The sequence below is a fragment of the Nocardia sichangensis genome (assembly GCF_047200615.1).
Taxonomy (GTDB): domain Bacteria; phylum Actinomycetota; class Actinomycetes; order Mycobacteriales; family Mycobacteriaceae; genus Nocardia; species Nocardia sichangensis.
Genome location: NZ_JBJZOK010000007.1, coordinates 105,908 through 122,484 on the forward strand (window position 1 = coordinate 105,908; position 16,577 = coordinate 122,484).

The following is a 16,577-nucleotide window of genomic DNA, read 5'->3' on the forward strand; positions in this document are numbered from 1 at the left end:
GAGTTCGAAGCCGCATCCCCGCGGGCGGCACGCGATCGGGCGAGGATCAGTGACCGGCGGCGTCCCGTAGCCGCTTGCCTTCTCGCGCCTTGATCCGGCGGTGCTCGGCGACGATCACCAAGACGCCCGCGATGATGCAGACGCCGCTGACGATGCCCGCCACCACCGCCCACCCCGCGAATCCGTACCCGGCGGCGGTGAGCGTCAGGGCCATGGCCACGATGCCCACCGCGACCAGGATGATGCCCGGCCAGTTCCGGGCGTCCTCGATGGATTCTCCGGCGTGTGTCCGAATGGTGCGGGTGTCGTCCGGAAACGCGTGGGTCCGGGCCACGTGCTGCTCTTCGGCGCCGCCGGATCCCGCGGTCGGCTCGTTCGGTGCTGGCAGCATCGGATGTCCTTTCTGCTGAGCGGCAACGATTTCGGTGCGCGGGCCTCCCGCGGCCCGCGCCGTTGCGAGCGGGCCGTCCTGGGCGGCCATACCGGTCGGATGCCCGCGTTAAGGGATCCGAAACGGGGGTAGGACGTCAGCGAGCGACCCTGTTCCGGGCCGCTCGTACCCGCGAGAAGATTCAGGAGGATCCCGATGACAACAGCACGGGACATCATGACCCCGAACGTGGAGTGTGTCCGCTCCAGCGACACGGTGGTTGCGGCCGCGCAGCGCATGGCGGAGTTGAACGTCGGCGCCTTACCCATCTGCGGTGAGGACGACAAGCTGAAAGGAATGCTCACCGATCGCGACATCGTCGTAAAGGTGATCGCCCAGCGTAAGGACCCGCTCGGCGTCGACGCGGGCGAACTCGGGGGCGAGGAATTGGTCACCGTCGAAGCCGACGACGACGTACGCAAGGTGATGTCGGTGATGTCGCAGCATCAGGTGCGCCGCGTGCCGGTACTGGAGAAAGGCAAGCTGGTCGGAATCATCGCGCAGGCCGACGTGGCCACCACTGTCGAGAACACCCAGTCGGGCAGCACCGTGGAGGCGATCTCGACCGACTTCTGAGTCCGGCCCTACTCAGACCGCGGCCGGGTGCATGTCGTAGACCGCGTACGCCGCTCGGATCACCGGCTGGGCGACATTGCGCACCCGGATGCCGCCCGGAGTGGTGCCGCGCTCGGTGCCCGCGTGCGCATGACCGTGCAACGCCAGGTCGGCGCCGTGTTCATCGATCGCCTCGCCGAGCAGGTAGGAGCCGAGGAACGGATAGATCTCCCTCGGCTCGCCGTGCAGGGTGTCGCTGATCGGGGAGTAGTGCGTGAGCGCGACGGTGACGTCGGTGTGCAGATTCGCCAGCGCATCGCCGAGTGCGGCGGCCACGTCCACGGTGTGCCCGGCGAATTCACGCATCAGGGGTTCACCGAAGACGCTTGCGCACTTGCCCGCGAAGCCGCCGCCGAAGCCTTTCGTGCCCGCGATCCCGAGCGTGCTCCCGTCGAGGTGCAACGTCACCGAAGTGCCTTCCAGCACCGTGATGCCGTGGTCGGCCAGCACGGTGCTGATCTCCTGATCGGCGTCGCTGTGATAGTCGTGGTTGCCCAGGACGGCGACGACCGGCACGCCCAGGTCGGCGAACTCCTCCGCGACCACCCGGCCTTCGTCGACGGCGCCGTGGCGCGTCAGGTCGCCCGCCAGCAGGAGCACATCCGCTCGCGCGGACAGTCCGTCCAGTGCCTCCCGCCATTGCCCGCGCGAATCCACGCCGAGATGTACGTCACCGACCGCGGCTATCCGCATGCCGCTCAACTCCTTTCGGATCCGTCCGGCTCCAGCGTCTCGGTTTCGACGGGTGCCGTGGGACGGGTGACATGGACGTCGTTGTGGATCCGAGCGTGCGGAAGCTGTTCGCGCACGACGGTTTCCATCTGCTGTTTGCAGTTCTCGCTGCTCACCTCGCCGCACAGCACCACGACGTCGCCGCGAATGGTCACCTGCACACCGAGTTCGGCGGTGCGGGGATCCTCGGCCAGCGCCCGGCGCAATCGTGCGACCAGGTATTGCGGCTGCTCCATCTACTCCACCTTTCCGGTGCGGGTGATGCCGAGATCGTCCAGCAGGCCCAGGAAGGCCCGCGCGTAGGGCGAGGCCTTGGTCTGCTCGCGCACAACCTCCCAGTCGACCTGTTCGCGCAGGTCGCGCGCGATGTGCAGAATCGGGCTGAGATCAAGGCGGTGCGCGTCGAAGACGAGCATCTTGTCGATCATCAGGTCGGTACCGCTGATCACCGGGGCCTTGGCGGGCCCGATCCGCATCTCGGTGGCCCGGTCGAGCAGTTCGTCGGTCACCTCGCGATCGTTCGGGCGGTGGATGACGTCCACCAGGATGTCGTCGGCGTAGACCTTGCGTAGCCAGTTCTCCGGCGGGTCGCACACCCGCAGCCCCGCACGGGCCAGCGTTTGGATCGCCCGCCCGCTGTCGGCCGGTTTGACGAAGATGTCCACGTCGTGCTGGGAGGTGGGGCCGCCACGGGCGTAGACCGCGCAGCCGCCCGCCACCGCGAATCGGATGTCTGTCGCCGCCAAGGCGTTCACCGTGCGGGTGAGCGCATGCAGCAGCTGATCGGTGGTAACGGCCATGCAGCGGTGGTACCCGGCGGACACCGGGTTAATCGACGTTTCACCGGGTATGCGTCCGGATATCCGGAGGGCCCGATGCGGCCCGGCACCGGGCTTTCGGACCACTTCGGACCAACCTCGCGAGCAGGGAAGGAGCGACACATGCCCAAGACGACAGCGCGCGGCGATGTGAAGAAGTCCGAGTTGCCGAGCACGCTGAAGCGGTCGGAGGAGAAGGCGCAGCGCACCTTCGCCGAGGCGCACGACGCCGCGCTGGAGCAGTACGACGGGAACGAACAGCGCGCCCACCGCGTCGCCTATGCCGCGCTGAAACACAGCTACGAGAAAGTCGGCGACCACTGGGAGCCCAAGGCGCACCGCGGTCCCTCGGACGAACGCGCCAAGCAACACGGGCCGGACGCGCGCGGTGAGACGGCCGAAGGCGTCGATGCCAACGCGTCGAAACAACACCTGCTGGAGGTCGCCCGGCGACTCGAGGTCACCGGGCGCTCGCGGATGAGCAAGGACGAACTCGTCGAGGCGATCAAGAAACGCAACCGCCGGGAGGCCGCGCGTGCCCGAGGGTGAGGACGACGACTGGGCCCGCCGTGCGCGCGGCGAGACCGAGCTGGAACGACTGGACCGGAACTGGGCGAGCCTGATCCAAGAGTTGCGCGTTGTCCAGACCGGTGTGCAATTCCTGTTCGGGGCGTTGCTGGTGCTGCCGTTCCAGGCGTCGTTCGGCACGCTGGCGCCGGGCTTGCGAGCGCTGTACCTCGCCACTTTGGCTGCTGTGCTGGGGGCGACGGTGTTCCTGATCGCGCCGGTGTCCTGGCATCGGATCCTGTTCCGCAGGCACCGGCTGGGCAATGTCGTGTGGGCGGCGCACCGGTGCGCGATGGCCGGCGTCGCACTGCTGGGTCTCGCGTTGATCGGCGCGGTGGTTCTCGTGGTCGACTATGTGACGGGCACGGCAGCGGCGGTGGTGACCGGTATCGCCGCCGTCGCGTTGTTCGTGTCGACATGGCTCGTCGCCCCGTGGCGCTGGCGCAGCGCGTCCGAGGACGTCCGCGCCGAGCACTACTGATTCACCGCGCCCAGGAGACGACCTCGCCCGCGTGAGCGGGGGCGCCGCGGTGGTAGGCGCTGAGCGTCTCGACCGCGACCCGATCCCAGGAATTGCGGCTCGCGGCCCGCTGATAGGCTGCCGCGCCCCAGGTTTCGCGCAACGTCGAGTCCGCCAGGAGCGGGCGCACCGCCCGCACGATGGCAGCGGGTTCGGGCGGAGCGACGAATCGTCCCGTGACGCCGTCGACCACGGTATCCAGCAGGCCGCCGACAGCCGTGGCGATCACCGGCTTCCCACAGGCCATAGCCTCCAGCGCCACCCGGCCGAACGGCTCGTACCAGGGCGTGCAGAGCACGACGTCGGCGGAGCGGTACAGCCGGGGCATGGTCGGCCGCGTGACCGGTCCGGTCAATCGAAGCCGTTCTCGCACACCATGATCCGATGCGATGCGGCGCAGCCTGCGGCCTTCGGCGTCGTCCTCGTCGTCGGCGGCGGGGCCGCCGACGATCACCAGCTCGGTGTCCGGCAGCTCCGCCAGCGCTCCGATAAGGGGGTCGAATCCGCTGCGGCGCACCAACTCTCCGGCCGCGAGCAGCCGGTGCGTGGCGTGCCGATCGGCGACCGCGCCCTCCGGGGTGAACCTCGTGAGGTCGACCCCGTGCGGCACGATCGAGGTACGGAAGCGCGGCACGCCCATCCTGGCCAGCTCCCCGACCTCGTCGGAGCAGGTCGCCACCACGTGCGCCGCCCGCGTCGCGATGAGCCGCTCGAACCGGATCCGCGAGCGTGGGCTCGGGTCGGCGAGACCTTCGCAGCGCCGCTGCACGGTGCCGAGCCCGTGGAAGGTCAGCACCACTGGGATGCCGTGGGCGCGGGAGGCCAGTTCGGCGGCGAGCCCGGACTTCCAGTAGTGCGCGTGCACGATGTCGGGCCGATCGGCACCCCAGTGCCGTCGCAGCACGGTGCCGAAGTCACCGAGGTAGGGCAGGGTGCGGTCGCTCGGCAAGGGGTTGGGCGGTCCGGCCGCGACGTGCACCACGCGATAGCCGCCGTCGGCGAGCAACTCGGCCGGGGCGTGCGGACTGATACGTCGGGTATAAACCGTCACGTCGTGGCCCCGGCGGGCATAGGCGGCCGACAACTCCGCTACATAGGCGCCGCGGCCGCCCCCGTCGGCGGGGCTGCCTTCGGCGAGCGGGCTGGCATCTTCGGAAACCATGGCAATCTTCACCGGGTGCTCCGTTCTCGTCGCGGGCGGCATCCGGACGCGCGGATACGCGCGGTTGCCCTACGACCGGCATCGCGTGACGTTCGGGAATATGTTCGGTATATGCCCGCGGTCGGCCCGATGAAACCCCACGTCAGCGGCCACATTCCCGGCCGACCGGTCGGTTCGTCCCGGTCGCGGGCCCTCCGGCGGCGGGTCACGTTCTCCTACCGAACGCTGTCGGGAAGGGGTCGGCCGTGCCACACTGTAGGGAGGTTGAGATCACAGCCGACCCCGGTTCGACGCATTCGGCGCAGCCGGTCGATGGGACGGCACGGCAACCGATTCGCGCGCTGCCCTCTCCGGCCGTCGCGGAGGACTGGATACCCCCTACACGGGAGGTTCGACTTGTCTGCCATTTCTCTGCTACGGGACCACGCCGAGGGCGTGCATCTCAATGGTTCGGGACCGGGACGTCGTCGGGACAACCGGTTGTGGGCACAGCGGGTGGACCGCCGTCGCGAATGCGTGGTGGTCCGGGTCGAAGGCGAGTTGGACGCCGCCGTGTCGGCCGAGTTCTTCGAGACGGTCGAGCGTGCGTTGCAGTCACCGTGCGATGCCGTCGTGATCGATCTGCGAGCGGCGAGGTTCTTGAGTCTGCGCGCGGCCGTGCGGCTCGGTGCGCTGCGCAGAGAGGGGTTGGGTCGTCCGGACCTGCGCATCGTCGTGGGCGGACCGGGAGTCGAGCGGGCACTCGAGGTGACCGGCGTGCGGTCGTTGTTCCCCCGCTACCAGTCCATGCGCACAGCTTTGGACGCCTGAGCCGAAGACTGTCGCCCGAGACCGGTGCTCGCCGGTGTGACCGCTCCCGATCCGGTCACACCGGGCGCGTCGGCATCGGATACTTCAGCGGTGAGTGAAAGCAGGTCGGTCCAGCCCGAGAACGCCCTCGCGCTGGACCGGGTGATCGGTACCGGAAGGCCGCAAAGTGTCGGCAGTTTCCGTTTCTGGTTCGCCGACCAGCGTTGGGAATGGTCGGACGAGGTCGCGTCGATGCACGGTTACGCGGTGGGGACGGTGACGCCGACCACGGAGTTGTTGCTGAAGCACAAGCACCCGGACGATCGCGAAGCGGTGGCCAGCGCCTTGGCGCGGTCGATCGCCGACGCGGAACCGTTCTCCAGTCGCCATCGCATCATCGACACCGCCGGCGCGGTCCACCACGTGGTCCTGGTCGCCGACCGGATGATCGACGACTCGGGGCTGGTGGTGGGCACCTCCGGCTACTACATCGACGTCACCGACACCCTCGAGGAGCACCGGCAGGAGACGCTGGACGACGCCCTGCCCGAGTTGTACGCCGCCCGAGCGGTGATCGAGCAGGCGAAGGGCGCGCTCATGCTGATCTACGGCGTCGGCCCCGAGCAGGCGTTCCGCGTGCTGAGCTGGCGATCGCAGGAGACCAACGTCAAACTGCGCAAACTGGCCGCGCGGCTGGTCGCCGATCTGCCCGGGCTGGCCGGCGTCACGGTTGGCCTGCGCACCGAATTCGATCATCTGCTGCTCACCGCCCACGAGCGCATCGACGGCGACTGACCGGCGTTTCGATCCCATCCCGGCGGGTACGTCCCGGACGAGGAACGCGGCGATATTCCGCTCCACAGTCCGTGGCGTCCGCGGTGTTCCGGTGGCTGAGAAGGAGAACTCGGCGGCGGTATGCAGGCCGCAGTGGAGTGGCTGTGAGGACAAGGTGGTGATGGGCAAATGGGGGAGTCGACTTCCCGATCCTCGACCGATACGACGACAGTCGGTGTGCGGGTGCCCGCTCGGCTGGAACAGTTGACCATGCTCCGCGCGCTCGCCGAGACAGTCGCCCTCATCGCGGACTTCGCCTTGGACGAGGTGACCGATATCCGGCTCGCGCTCGACGAGGTGGCGACCTCGCTCATCATCGACGCCGCCGTTGGCTCGACGATCGACTGCGAGTTCACCTATGACGACGGCAAGATGTTCGTGCACGTCTCCTCGGTGGCGGTCACCGAGTCGGTGCTCGGGCACGCCGGGCTCGGCTGGCACATCGTACGCACGCTGACCGATTCGATCGCCGCCGCGCAGGGCTCCTACGACAGTGTGCTCGGCGGATATCCGACAGTGATCGACTTCAGCTGGGTGCGAGGTGCGCCGAATGGCGGGTGAGCCGAGGTCGCGCGGGGATACCTACGACAACATCGAGCCGCTGTTCGAGAAGATCGCCGCGCTGGATCCCGGCGATCCACGACGTGCGCCGATGCGTCGGGAGCTGATCGAACGATGCCTGCCGCTGGCCGAGCACATCGCCCGCAAGTTCGCCGGGCGCGGCGAGAACTTCGACGACCTGCTGCAAGTGGCCCGCCTGGGGTTGGTGCAGGCAGCGGACCGTTTCGACGTCACGCGCGGATCATCGTTCCTGTCCTTCGCCGTGCCCACGATCATGGGCGAGGTCCGGCGGCACTTCCGGGACAACACCTGGGCGGTGCGGGTGCCCCGCCGGACCAAGGAGATCCAACTGAGTATCGGTCCGACCGTCGAAACGCTGTCCCAGCGACTGGGCCGGATGCCACGCGCCAGGGAGATCGCGGCCGAGCTGGATGTCGAGCTCGTGGAGGTGACCCAAGCGCTGATCGCGGGCAACGCCTACCAGTCGTCGTCCATCGACGCGGCCGCCGGTGAGGACGCCGAGAACACCGCGCAGCCGCTACTGGACAGCCTCGGCGCCGAAGAGCCCTCCTATCACCTGGTCGAGGACGTGATGGCGGTCGAACCGCTGCTCGGCGAACTTCCCGAGCGTGAGCGTCAGGTGCTGACCATGCGTTTCTTCGAGTCGTTGACGCAGAATCAGATCGCCGAGCGGCTCGGAGTCTCCCAGATGCACGTTTCGCGCATTCTTTCCCGGACCTTGAACGCGCTGCGTGAGCAGGCGCTGCGGGACTGACGTCGGCCCGTTACACCGGATTCGGCGGAGTCGGGTCCGGCGACGGCCCGGGCAGACCGGGGTCCGACGAGGGGCGGCCGGGATCCGGCACGGGGGGCGTCGGCGCCGGTCCTGGTACCGGCGGACGTGGCGCGGGGCCTGGCACCGGTGGCAGCGGATGCGGATCAGGTTCCGGCGGAACAGGATTGGGCTCCGGAATGGGGTCCGGCTCGGGAATCGGCGGTACGGGATCCGGTTCCGGGATGGGCGGTACGGGGTCCGGCTCGGGCGTGGGCGGGACCGGCTGTGTCGCGCTGTCGGTGGACATGCGAACTCCTCCTCGTTCGGGTGATCGGCGTGCGCTACGGCTGTGACCGCGCTTCGTCCGGCCGATCATCGGCCGGTTACCCACCGATCACGGCGCCAACCGGTTCGCTCGGCAGCCACGGTTCGGCCGACCAGTTTGCATAACAGGCCCAACGGGTAGTTAGACAGGAACCGGACAACAGATGCCGATGGCTCGAGGAGCTCGTCATGACCGACCAGCGCCGCCCAGGCACCCGGAATCCGCGGTTCGGACCGGGTGGGCCGGGGGCGTCGATCCAGTCCCGAGGGATCTCCGTCACCAGGAACCACGATGTCATCCGCCGCTGGGCCGCCCAGCGCGGAGCCCGGCCCGCGACCGTGCCGGGCAGCGAGCACGACGGACGGCTCGGGGTGTTGCGATTCGACTTCCCCGGGTACGGGGGCGCCGTGCTGCGCCCGGTGCGGTGGGAAGAGTGGTTCGCCACGTTCGATGCCAGGAAACTTCGCTTCTGGTACGAGGAGCGCGGCACCGATGATCCGCCGAGCAACTTCAACCGTTTGGAGCCGCCGCGATAGCCGGGCGGCCGCTGGATTAGTCGTGAGACCGGTCACGGTCGTGCGCCCGTGATCGGCGCATCGGAAGCAATGTGACGCACGGCACGATCGCCTCGCGAAATCTGTTGTCGACCCTACGGTTCGCGCAGGCCCGGCCCGATGTGATCGCTTGTTCGAAAAGGTCTGTTACCGTGCACTTTTCGCGGTCGGTCTCGTTCTCCGCGTCGTGCCGCGGTGCGCGGAAGGCGAGTTCCTCTGCCGCCCCGGTGCTGCCCGAGTCGGGCGGGCGTATAGCGTCGATGGAACAACCAAGAGGCCCCACATCGGTCTGCCGGACGTTTACCGGCCGGGCACAGGGGTACTCGAAGCCGAGCAAAGGTTGCTCGAAAAGCGGAAGGTCGCGTCGGTATGGGGATGCGGTTGTCCGCATCGTGACGCGCTTCCGCATGTCTGCAAGGGATAAGGTCTTGAGCGCAAACCTGATGATCGTGGAAGACGACGACCGGGTCCGCGGTGCCTTACGGCTCGCTATGGAAGACGAGGGATACGACGTCGACGAGGCGGAGGAAGCCGAAGACGCGCTCACTCATCTGCGCAGCAACGGTGTTCCCGATGTGATGATCGTCGATCTGATGCTCGGCGGCATGGACGGGTTCGAGTGTATCCGGGAGATCCGCCGCGACCATGACGTCCCGATCATCGTGGTCAGCGCTCGCGACGACACCCACGACGTGGTGGCCGCCCTGGAGGCGGGTGCCGACGATTTCGTGACCAAGCCGTTCGAAATCAAGGAGATCACCGCTCGTATGCGCGCGGTGCGCCGCCGCTTCCGGCTGACCGCCGAACGGGAGACGCCGCAGGAGATGGTGCTCGAGGCAGACGACACGGCTCCGCTGGTCCTCGCGCAGGACAGCGGGGTGGTGCGCCGCGGCGACGAGGAGATCAGGCTGACGCTCACCGAATTCCGTTTGCTGTGTGAGCTGGCCGAGACGCCGGGCCGGGTGCTCAGCCGCACGGCGCTGCTCGAACGGGTTTGGGACCGTGGGTTTTTCGGCGACGAACGCATCGTGGACGTGCACATGCGCCGCTTGCGCACGAAGATCGAGCGGGATCCGTCCGATCCGCGCATCGTGGTGACGGTGCGCGGACTCGGCTATCGCCTCGATGTGCGCCGCTGAACGCTGCTCCGACGCCGAACGCTGGAATCCGAACGCCTGGAGCCTTCGCGCCCGGGTGACCGCCGTCTTCGCGACGATCGCCGCGCTGATGTCGCTGGTACTGGTCGTTTCGGTCTTCGTGATCAGCCGCGGCTACCTGGAAGCGCAGCGAACACACGCGGGCAGCGAATCACCGGGAGATCTCAACGCGGATCTCGATCTGCTGCGCAACGTGCTCATCTGCTGCGCCGTCGTGGTCACCCTGATCGGCGCGGCGGTCGGCTGGTGGGCGAGCAGGCGGGTGCTGACCCCGCTGCATCAGCTTGCGGGCACCGCCGCGCGGATCGCCTCCGGTGATCTCGACCAGCGGTTGCCCGCGACCGGGGACCAGGATCTGGCGATCACCGTCGAGTCGTTCAACACCATGGTGGACTCGCTGCAACGGCGCATCGAGCGCGAACACCGGCTCTTCGGTGACGTCAGCCACGAGCTGCGCACGCCCCTGACCACCCTGATGGCCGGCGTCGATGTGCTCAACCGGCACCGCGGGGATCTGCCGGAACGTTCGCAACGGACGCTCGGCCTGGTCACCGCCGAGGTGGAGCACCTGCGCAAACTGTTGGACGATCTGCTCGCCCTGGCGCGGGTGGAAGCGGGCATGCATCACGGCGACGCCGAGCCGCTGTCGGTGCGCGACCTGCTGGTGCACACGCTGAGCGACCGTCGCTATCCGAGCGAGCTGCTCACGGTGCGCCAGGACGTCACCGTGCGCGGCCGCAAGGTCGAACTGGAGCGCGCGGTGGCCAACCTGCTGCACAACGCCGACCGGCACGGCGGTGGTGTGGTCGCGGTCGGCATCGACCGCGACGGCACCGACGCGGTGCTCACCGTCGACGACGCGGGACCCGGCGTCCCCGCCGCGGACCGCGACCGGATCTTCGAACGATTCGCCACCGCCCGCAGCGGCCGCCGCTCGCCGGACGGAACGGGGATCGGCTTGGCGCTGGTCGCCGAGACGGTCGCCACACACGGTGGCGGGGTGCACTGCACCGACCGTCCCGGCGGCGGCGCGCGATTCGTCGTGCGGTTGCCCCGGCTCGGCGACATCCATCCGTAATACGACCGTAAAGAAGTCGACAGGTTCACCTCAAAGTCGCTTCGCAAGCCTGGATAAGTACAGCTGATCAGACGAGGGAGTTGTATGTCATCGCCAACCCTGTCCCCAGCGGAGATCGAGCGATCGCGCGTCGGGAACGCCGCCGCCGCTCTGGGGGCCACCCCGTCTCGGAGAAGCGCCGGACCCGCCGTGGTCCTGCGCACGCCCCGCTTGGGCGACGGCGCCCCGATGTGGCGCATCGCGAAGAATTCCGCGGTGCTGGACGTCAATTCGAGCTACGCGTACCTGATGTGGTGCCGGGACTTCGCCGGAACCTCGGTGGTCGCCGAATCCGACGGTCGCGTCGTCGGATACGTGATCGGATTCGTCCGTCCGCAGGCGCCCGACACCGTCTTCGTCTGGCAGATCGCGGTGGACCGCGCGCAGCGCGGCCGCGGCATCGGTGCCGAGCTGCTCCACACGTTGCTCAACAGCGTCGCGGCTCAGGGAGTTTCAGTACTCGAAACCACCATCTCGCCGGACAACGCCGGTTCCATCGCGCTGTTCACGTCGGTGGCCGCTGCGCGCGGCGCCGAGGTGACCAAGCGCCACTTGTTCGACGCGGGCGTCTTCCCCGACAGCCACGCACCCGAAGACCTGTATCGCATCGCCCCGACCGCCCGCACCACCGAGGAGGATCACCGATGATCAACGCGGACACCACCGTTTTCGAGAGTCTGGAGTCGAACGTGCGCGGTTACTGCCGCGCCTGGCCCACCGTGTTCACCACGGCGAAGGGCAGCTGGTTGCGCGACGAGGAAGGCAAGGACTACCTGGACTTCTTCGCGGGCGCCGGTGCCCTGAACTATGGGCACAACAACGATGTGCTCAAGCGCTCGCTGCTGGACTACATCGCCAGCGACGGCATCACCCACGGCCTCGACATGTCGACCGGAGCCAAGCGCGAACTGCTGGAGACGTTGCGCGACACGCTCTTCACCCCGCGCGGCCTGGACTACAAGGTCCAGTTCCCCGGCCCGACCGGCGCCAACGCGGTCGAGGCCGCGCTCAAGCTGGCGCGTAAGGTCACCGGCCGCGAGACCATCGTCAGTTTCACCAACGCCTTCCACGGCATGACCCTCGGCGCGCTGTCGGTCACCGGCAACGCCGCCAAGCGCGCGGGCGCCGGTGTGCCCTTGGTGCACGCCGCGCACATGCCCTACGACGGCTACTTCGACGGCACCACCGCCGACTTCCAGTGGATGGAGAAGGTGCTCGACGACACCTCGTCGGGCTTCGACCGCCCGGCCGCGGTGATCGTGGAGACGGTGCAGGGCGAAGGCGGCGTCAACGTCGCCCGCGCGGAGTGGCTGCGCCACCTCGCCGGGCTGTGCACGGAGCGGGAGATCCTGTTGATCGTCGACGACGTGCAGATGGGCTGCGGCCGCACCGGACCGTTCTTCTCCTTCGAGATCGCGGGCATCACGCCCGACATCGTGACGTTGTCGAAGTCGATCGGCGGCTACGGCCTGCCCATGGCACTGGTGCTGTTCAAGCCGGAGCTGGACGAGTGGTCGCCGGGTGAGCACAACGGCACCTTCCGCGGCAACAATCCCGCGTTCGTCACCGCGACGACCGCGCTGCGCCACTACTGGTCCGACGACGCCCTGCAGACCGCGACCCTGGCCAAGGGGGAGAAGATCGCGCGCAGCTTGTCCGAGCTGGCCGCGCACTTCCCCGGCGTCTCGACCCGTGGACGCGGACTGGTGCAAGGCGTGGTGTTCGACGATCCCTCGCAGGCGGGCAAGGTCTGCCAGATCGCCTTCGAGCGCGGGCTGCTGGTGGAGACCTCCGGCTCGACCGACGAGGTGGTGAAGCTGCTGCCGCCGCTGACGGTCACCGACGAGGAACTCGACCAAGGGCTCGGCGTCCTCGCCGGCGCTGTCGAGTCGGTGTGCGGCGGGATGGGGGCGATCGCATGATCGTGCGCAGCACCGCGGAGATCACCGGTACCGAGCGCGACGTCGCGGGCCGAGGCTGGCGCAGCAAGCGCATCGTCCTGGGCGGCGACGGCGTCGGCTTCTCGTTCCACGAGACCACCATTGACGCCGGGACGGTGCACGAGTTCCACTATTTGAATCACGTAGAGGCCGTGTGGCTCGTCGAAGGCGAGGGCACGCTGACCGATCTTGACAACGGCGTCACCTACGAGCTCGCGCCCGGCTCGATGTACCTGCTCGACGGACACGAACGCCACCGCTTGGAGGTGCGCACCACGATGCGGATGATGTGCGTGTTCAACCCGCCGGTCACCGGTCAGGAGGTTCACGACAGCAACGGCGTCTATCCGCTGGTCACCGCGACGATCGGAGGTTGAGGACACCAATGGTTCTGCAGCACACCGAAACACCGCCCGAGACGGCTCGCTACGATCGCTACCCGACCCGTCTCGGCGCGCCCGCTCCGCACTTGGAGCGTGCCGACCCCGCGGTGTGGGGGGAGGTCGAGAGCCCGGAACTGGCCTCGTTCGACGCCGATGGGTTCGCCATCCTGGATCAGCTGCTCACGCCCACGGAAGTGGGCGAGTACAGCGAGGAGATCACCAGGCTGGCGAACGATCCGGCGCTGCGCGACGACGACCGTGTCATCGTGGAGAAGTCGTCGAACCGGGTGCGTTCGGTCTTCGAGGTGCACAAGCTGAGCGAGGCGATCGCCGAACTGGTGCGTCAACCGCGGGTGCTCCGGCTGGCCGAACAGGTGCTGGGGTCGCCGGTGTACGTGCACCAGAGCCGGGTGAACTACATGCCCGGTTTCCGCGGCACCGGTTTCTACTGGCACTCCGATTTCGAGACCTGGCACGCCGAGGACGGCATGCCCGCGCCGCGCGCGGTGAGCCTGTCGATCGCGTTGACCGACAACTATCCGATCAACGGCAGTCTCATGGTGATGCCGGGCTCGCACCACACCTTCGTGCCGTGCCTGGGCAGCACTCCGGCCGAGCACTACCGGGAGTCGTTGCAGGAGCAGGAGATCGGCGTGCCGACGAGCGACGACATCACCGCGCTCGCGAACCGGTACGGGATCAGTCAGTTCACCGGCCGGGCGGGCTCGGCGCTGTTGTTCGACTCCAACCTGATGCACGGGTCGTCGAACAACATCACGCCGTTCCCGCGCTCGAACATCTTCGTGGTGTTCAACAGCGTGCACAACATGCTCGTCGACCCGTTCGCCGCGCCCGCGCCGCGACCGGGCTACATCGGCAGCCGGGACTTCACACCGCTGTCGGGGTGATTTCGAGCCGCCCCGCGCGTGCCGCCCGCCCTGGTCGTCGGGCGCGCCGTACGCGCGGGGCGTTTCGCCTGGCGTGCGGTTTCGTGTGGATCAGGCGAGCCGCCGGATCGCTTCCGGGCCGAGGTCGGCGATCGTCGGGTAGCCGTCCACCGCCATCAGCAGATCGGCCTCGGCGAGCAGCGAACGCACCACGTGCACGAGGCCGTCGACACCGCCGAGGGCGAGCCCGTAGGGGTAGGGGCGTCCGATGCCGACGGCCGTGGCGCCGAGCGCCAGCGCTTTGACGATGTCGGCGCCGGTGCGGACGCCGGAGTCGAACAGCACCGGCAGGCCGTCGGCCGCCGCGACCACCTCCGGCAGATGCTCGATCGCGGGGATGCCGCCATTGGCTTGTCTGCCGCCGTGATTCGAGCAGTAGATGCCGTCGACGCCCGCGTCCTTGGCGCGCCGTGCGTCGTCGGGATGGCAGATGCCCTTGAGGACGAGCGGCAGGTCGGTCAGCGATCGCAGCCACGCCAGGTCGTCCCAGGTCAGCGCGTTGCCGAACAGCGAGATCCAGGTGAGGATGGCGGTTTTCGGATCCTGTTCGGGTGGGCTGGGCAGCAGGGCTCGGAAGACCGGATCGCTGAAGTAGTTGGCCAGGCAGTGGCCGCGCAGCTGAGGAAAGTTGGAATTCGTCAGATCGCGCGGGCGCCAGCCGGGCACCCAGGTGTCCAACGTGACCACGATGGCCTTGAATCCCGCCGCTTCCGCCCGCTGGACCAGGCTCTGCGCGAGATCCCGATCGGTGGGGGTGTAGAGCTGGAACATCCCGGGGGTGTCGCCGAACTCCGTCGCCACGTCCTCGAGCGGATCGACGGTGAGGGTGGAGGCGACCATCGGAACGCCGGTGCGCGCCGCGGCCTTGGCGGTGGCGATGTCGCCGTGCCCGTCCTGGGCGCACAGCCCGATCACTCCGACCGGGGCAAGGAAGATCGGCGTCGGCAGCGTCATGCCGAACAGCTCGATCGAGAGGTCGCGCGTCTTGCTCGCGCGCAACATGCGGGGGATCAGGCCGAGTTTCTCGAACGCCGTGACATTGGCCCGCTGGGTGAGCTCGTCGCCCGCGCCGCCCGCGACGTACGACCAGATGCCCGGTGGCAGCGCCGCCTGCGCCTTGGCTTCCAGGTCGGCGTACGTCATCGGGAAATCGGGCAGCACACCGCCGAGCCCTTGGAAATAGATCTCGTTCTGGTAGTCGCCGAAGTTGGTCACGCTGCTCCTGTCCTCGCCTCGATGCATGAATGTATCCGATACGTTCCTGTAGCGGGTTGGTTCCCCTCAGGCGCGCAGCGCGCGATACAGGGTCAGCCAGCGATCCGGGGAGACCAGCCCGACCGGCTGTTCGAGCGGTACCCCGGCCGCCCCGCAAGCGCTGCGGACGGCACGCGCGGGAAACTCCCGCCGCAACGACGCGGCCACGCTTCCCCCGACTCCGGAGAAACCCAGCTCGACCAGCGCGCGGAAAGCGCCGAGCTGCTCGTGTGGCAGCAACGGCTCGGGCCGGTTGCGCAACCGCAGGACGGCGGCATCGACTCGCGGAACCGGATGGAAACTGTGCCTGCCGACGCGCGCGCCCAGTTCGATCGCCGTCGTCGGCCAGTGGGCGACGGTGAGCTTCGTCCAGCGGCCGTAATCACCGGAGTGCTTGCGAGCGAATTCGAGCTGGGTGAGCAGGGTCGCGGAGGTGAGCCCGCCCGCGGCCAGGCACCAGCGCACGATGTCGGTGGTGATGGCGAACGGCACGTTGGCCACGACGGCGAACGGCTCCCGAGGCGGGCGCACCGTGCGGAAATCTCGGTGGTACAACTGGATTCGCGGATCGTCCGCGTATCGGCGGCCCAGAAGTGCCGCGTAGCGCCGATCCTTCTCGTAGGCGCGGACCCGGCCGCTCACGGTCAGCAATTGCCTGGTCAGTATGCCGTCACCGGGTCCGACTTCGAGAACGAGATCGTCGGCGGTGACGCCGGAGGCGTGCACGATCAGCCGGGCGGCGCGTGCGTCGGTGAGGAAGTTCTGCGAGAGCCGCTTTCGCGTGGTCGCCGGGTCGCTGCCGCGGGCACGCGAAAGGGAATGATGGCGGGACATGGGTCTCCTCCGAACGGAGTGGTCGAATCGGGAAGGTCGATTCGCCCGGACCCATGCCAGGGCACGAAGAGTGCGGCGACCGCTACCGGTCACCGACGCGGATTCCGCTCGAACGGATCAGGAGATCGCAGCGGTACGGTGCACCGGCAGAGCCCAGGCCTCCGTACGCAGCCGGAGGTAATACGCGCCGACCGCGTACGCTCCGTTCATGCCGGGACTGCCACACATGTCCCGCACCGTACGACCTTCACCCAGCCGTGTGC

21 protein-coding genes are annotated in these 16,577 nt (G+C 68.3%); 14 read left to right on the forward strand and 7 right to left on the reverse strand.

Translation table 11 applies throughout. The annotated features are described in order from the left end of the window. Positions 1-46: 46 nt before the first annotated feature. Entirely contained in the window at positions 47-391 is a 345-nt protein-coding gene (locus ACL03I_RS12305; RefSeq protein ID WP_412805952.1) for a hypothetical protein, read from the reverse strand. A gap of 195 nt (positions 392-586) precedes the next feature. On the opposite strand from ACL03I_RS12305, the gene ACL03I_RS12310 reads away from it, so the two are divergent. Next, positions 587-1,006 carry a CBS domain-containing protein gene (locus ACL03I_RS12310; protein ID WP_355075241.1) on the forward strand — a complete coding sequence of 140 codons (420 nt, stop codon included), beginning with the start codon at positions 587-589 and terminating at the stop codon, positions 1,004-1,006. Positions 1,007-1,018: 12 nt separating this feature from the next. Here the strand turns inward: ACL03I_RS12310 and ACL03I_RS12315 are convergent, their stop codons facing one another. The 3 genes from ACL03I_RS12315 to ACL03I_RS12325 are packed head-to-tail and all read right to left on the reverse strand — an operon-like array spanning position 1,019 to position 2,577. Then, entirely contained in the window at positions 1,019-1,738 is a 720-nt protein-coding gene (locus ACL03I_RS12315) for a metallophosphoesterase family protein (RefSeq protein WP_412805953.1), read from the reverse strand. 5 nt (positions 1,739-1,743) lie between these two features. Then, complete coding sequence (locus ACL03I_RS12320) at positions 1,744-2,013, reverse strand: BON domain-containing protein (RefSeq protein ID WP_355075244.1); 270 nt, start codon at positions 2,011-2,013, stop codon at positions 1,744-1,746. Next, positions 2,014-2,577 (reverse strand): nucleotidyltransferase family protein, encoded by a 564-nt coding sequence (locus ACL03I_RS12325; RefSeq protein WP_355075246.1) that lies wholly within the window; start codon positions 2,575-2,577, stop codon positions 2,014-2,016. Between the two features lie 141 nt (positions 2,578-2,718). Here ACL03I_RS12325 and ACL03I_RS12330 point away from each other — a divergent pair, with 141 nt between their 5' ends. Both ACL03I_RS12330 and ACL03I_RS12335 read left to right on the forward strand, forming a co-directional pair. Then, a complete protein-coding gene (locus ACL03I_RS12330; RefSeq protein WP_355075248.1) occupies positions 2,719-3,144 on the forward strand; it encodes a ChaB family protein in 426 nt (141 codons plus the stop codon). Next, positions 3,131-3,643, forward strand: a complete 513-nt coding sequence (locus tag ACL03I_RS12335) for a DUF6328 family protein (RefSeq protein ID WP_355075250.1) — start codon at positions 3,131-3,133, stop codon at positions 3,641-3,643. Before ACL03I_RS12330 ends, ACL03I_RS12335 begins: the two co-directional genes overlap by 14 nt. 1 nt (position 3,644) lies before the next feature. Here the strand turns inward: ACL03I_RS12335 and ACL03I_RS12340 are convergent, their stop codons facing one another. Further along, on the reverse strand, positions 3,645-4,856 hold the full coding sequence (locus ACL03I_RS12340) for a glycosyltransferase (protein ID WP_412805954.1): 1,212 nt from the start codon (positions 4,854-4,856) through the stop codon (positions 3,645-3,647). Between the two features lie 384 nt (positions 4,857-5,240). On the opposite strand from ACL03I_RS12340, the gene ACL03I_RS12345 reads away from it, so the two are divergent. The 11 genes from ACL03I_RS12345 to thpD all read left to right on the forward strand — a co-directional run bounded on the left by ACL03I_RS12345 (position 5,241) and on the right by thpD (position 14,187). Then, positions 5,241-5,654 (forward strand): STAS domain-containing protein, encoded by a 414-nt coding sequence (locus tag ACL03I_RS12345; RefSeq protein ID WP_355075253.1) that lies wholly within the window; start codon positions 5,241-5,243, stop codon positions 5,652-5,654. Positions 5,655-5,744: 90 nt separating this feature from the next. Continuing rightward, on the forward strand, positions 5,745-6,428 hold the full coding sequence (locus ACL03I_RS12350) for a PAS and ANTAR domain-containing protein (RefSeq protein ID WP_412805955.1): 684 nt from the start codon (positions 5,745-5,747) through the stop codon (positions 6,426-6,428). Positions 6,429-6,596: 168 nt separating this feature from the next. After that, complete coding sequence (locus tag ACL03I_RS12355; RefSeq protein WP_355075255.1) at positions 6,597-7,028, forward strand: ATP-binding protein; 432 nt, start codon at positions 6,597-6,599, stop codon at positions 7,026-7,028. Further along, positions 7,018-7,803, forward strand: coding sequence for an RNA polymerase sigma factor SigF (locus ACL03I_RS12360; RefSeq protein ID WP_355075257.1), 786 nt, complete (start codon positions 7,018-7,020; stop codon positions 7,801-7,803). Before ACL03I_RS12355 ends, ACL03I_RS12360 begins: the two co-directional genes overlap by 11 nt. Before the next feature lie 513 nt (positions 7,804-8,316). Further along, positions 8,317-8,664 (forward strand): hypothetical protein, encoded by a 348-nt coding sequence (locus ACL03I_RS12365; RefSeq protein ID WP_355075259.1) that lies wholly within the window; start codon positions 8,317-8,319, stop codon positions 8,662-8,664. Between the two features lie 446 nt (positions 8,665-9,110). Next, complete coding sequence (locus ACL03I_RS12370) at positions 9,111-9,821, forward strand: response regulator transcription factor (RefSeq protein WP_355075261.1); 711 nt, start codon at positions 9,111-9,113, stop codon at positions 9,819-9,821. Further along, complete coding sequence (locus tag ACL03I_RS12375; protein ID WP_412805956.1) at positions 9,808-10,917, forward strand: ATP-binding protein; 1,110 nt, start codon at positions 9,808-9,810, stop codon at positions 10,915-10,917. The genes ACL03I_RS12370 and ACL03I_RS12375 overlap by 14 nt, the downstream gene beginning before the upstream one ends. An 84-nt stretch (positions 10,918-11,001) precedes the next feature. Then, a complete protein-coding gene (gene ectA / locus ACL03I_RS12380) occupies positions 11,002-11,604 on the forward strand; it encodes a diaminobutyrate acetyltransferase (RefSeq protein ID WP_355075265.1) in 603 nt (200 codons plus the stop codon). Next, positions 11,601-12,878 (forward strand): diaminobutyrate--2-oxoglutarate transaminase, encoded by a 1,278-nt coding sequence (gene ectB, locus ACL03I_RS12385; protein ID WP_412805957.1) that lies wholly within the window; start codon positions 11,601-11,603, stop codon positions 12,876-12,878. Before ectA ends, ectB begins: the two co-directional genes overlap by 4 nt. Beyond that, a complete protein-coding gene (locus ACL03I_RS12390) occupies positions 12,875-13,273 on the forward strand; it encodes an ectoine synthase (RefSeq protein WP_355075269.1) in 399 nt (132 codons plus the stop codon). Before ectB ends, ACL03I_RS12390 begins: the two co-directional genes overlap by 4 nt. A gap of 8 nt (positions 13,274-13,281) precedes the next feature. Continuing rightward, positions 13,282-14,187 (forward strand): ectoine hydroxylase, encoded by a 906-nt coding sequence (gene thpD, locus ACL03I_RS12395; protein WP_412805958.1) that lies wholly within the window; start codon positions 13,282-13,284, stop codon positions 14,185-14,187. A gap of 90 nt (positions 14,188-14,277) precedes the next feature. Here the strand turns inward: thpD and ACL03I_RS12400 are convergent, their stop codons facing one another. Together ACL03I_RS12400 and erm are read right to left on the reverse strand one after the other, a co-directional pair. After that, positions 14,278-15,441, reverse strand: a complete 1,164-nt coding sequence (locus ACL03I_RS12400) for a lactate 2-monooxygenase (RefSeq protein WP_412805959.1) — start codon at positions 15,439-15,441, stop codon at positions 14,278-14,280. 66 nt (positions 15,442-15,507) lie between these two features. Then, positions 15,508-16,314: a 23S ribosomal RNA methyltransferase Erm gene (erm, locus tag ACL03I_RS12405; RefSeq protein WP_412805960.1), complete on the reverse strand. Its 807-nt coding sequence runs from the start codon at positions 16,312-16,314 to the stop codon at positions 15,508-15,510. Positions 16,315-16,577 lie beyond the last annotated feature (263 nt).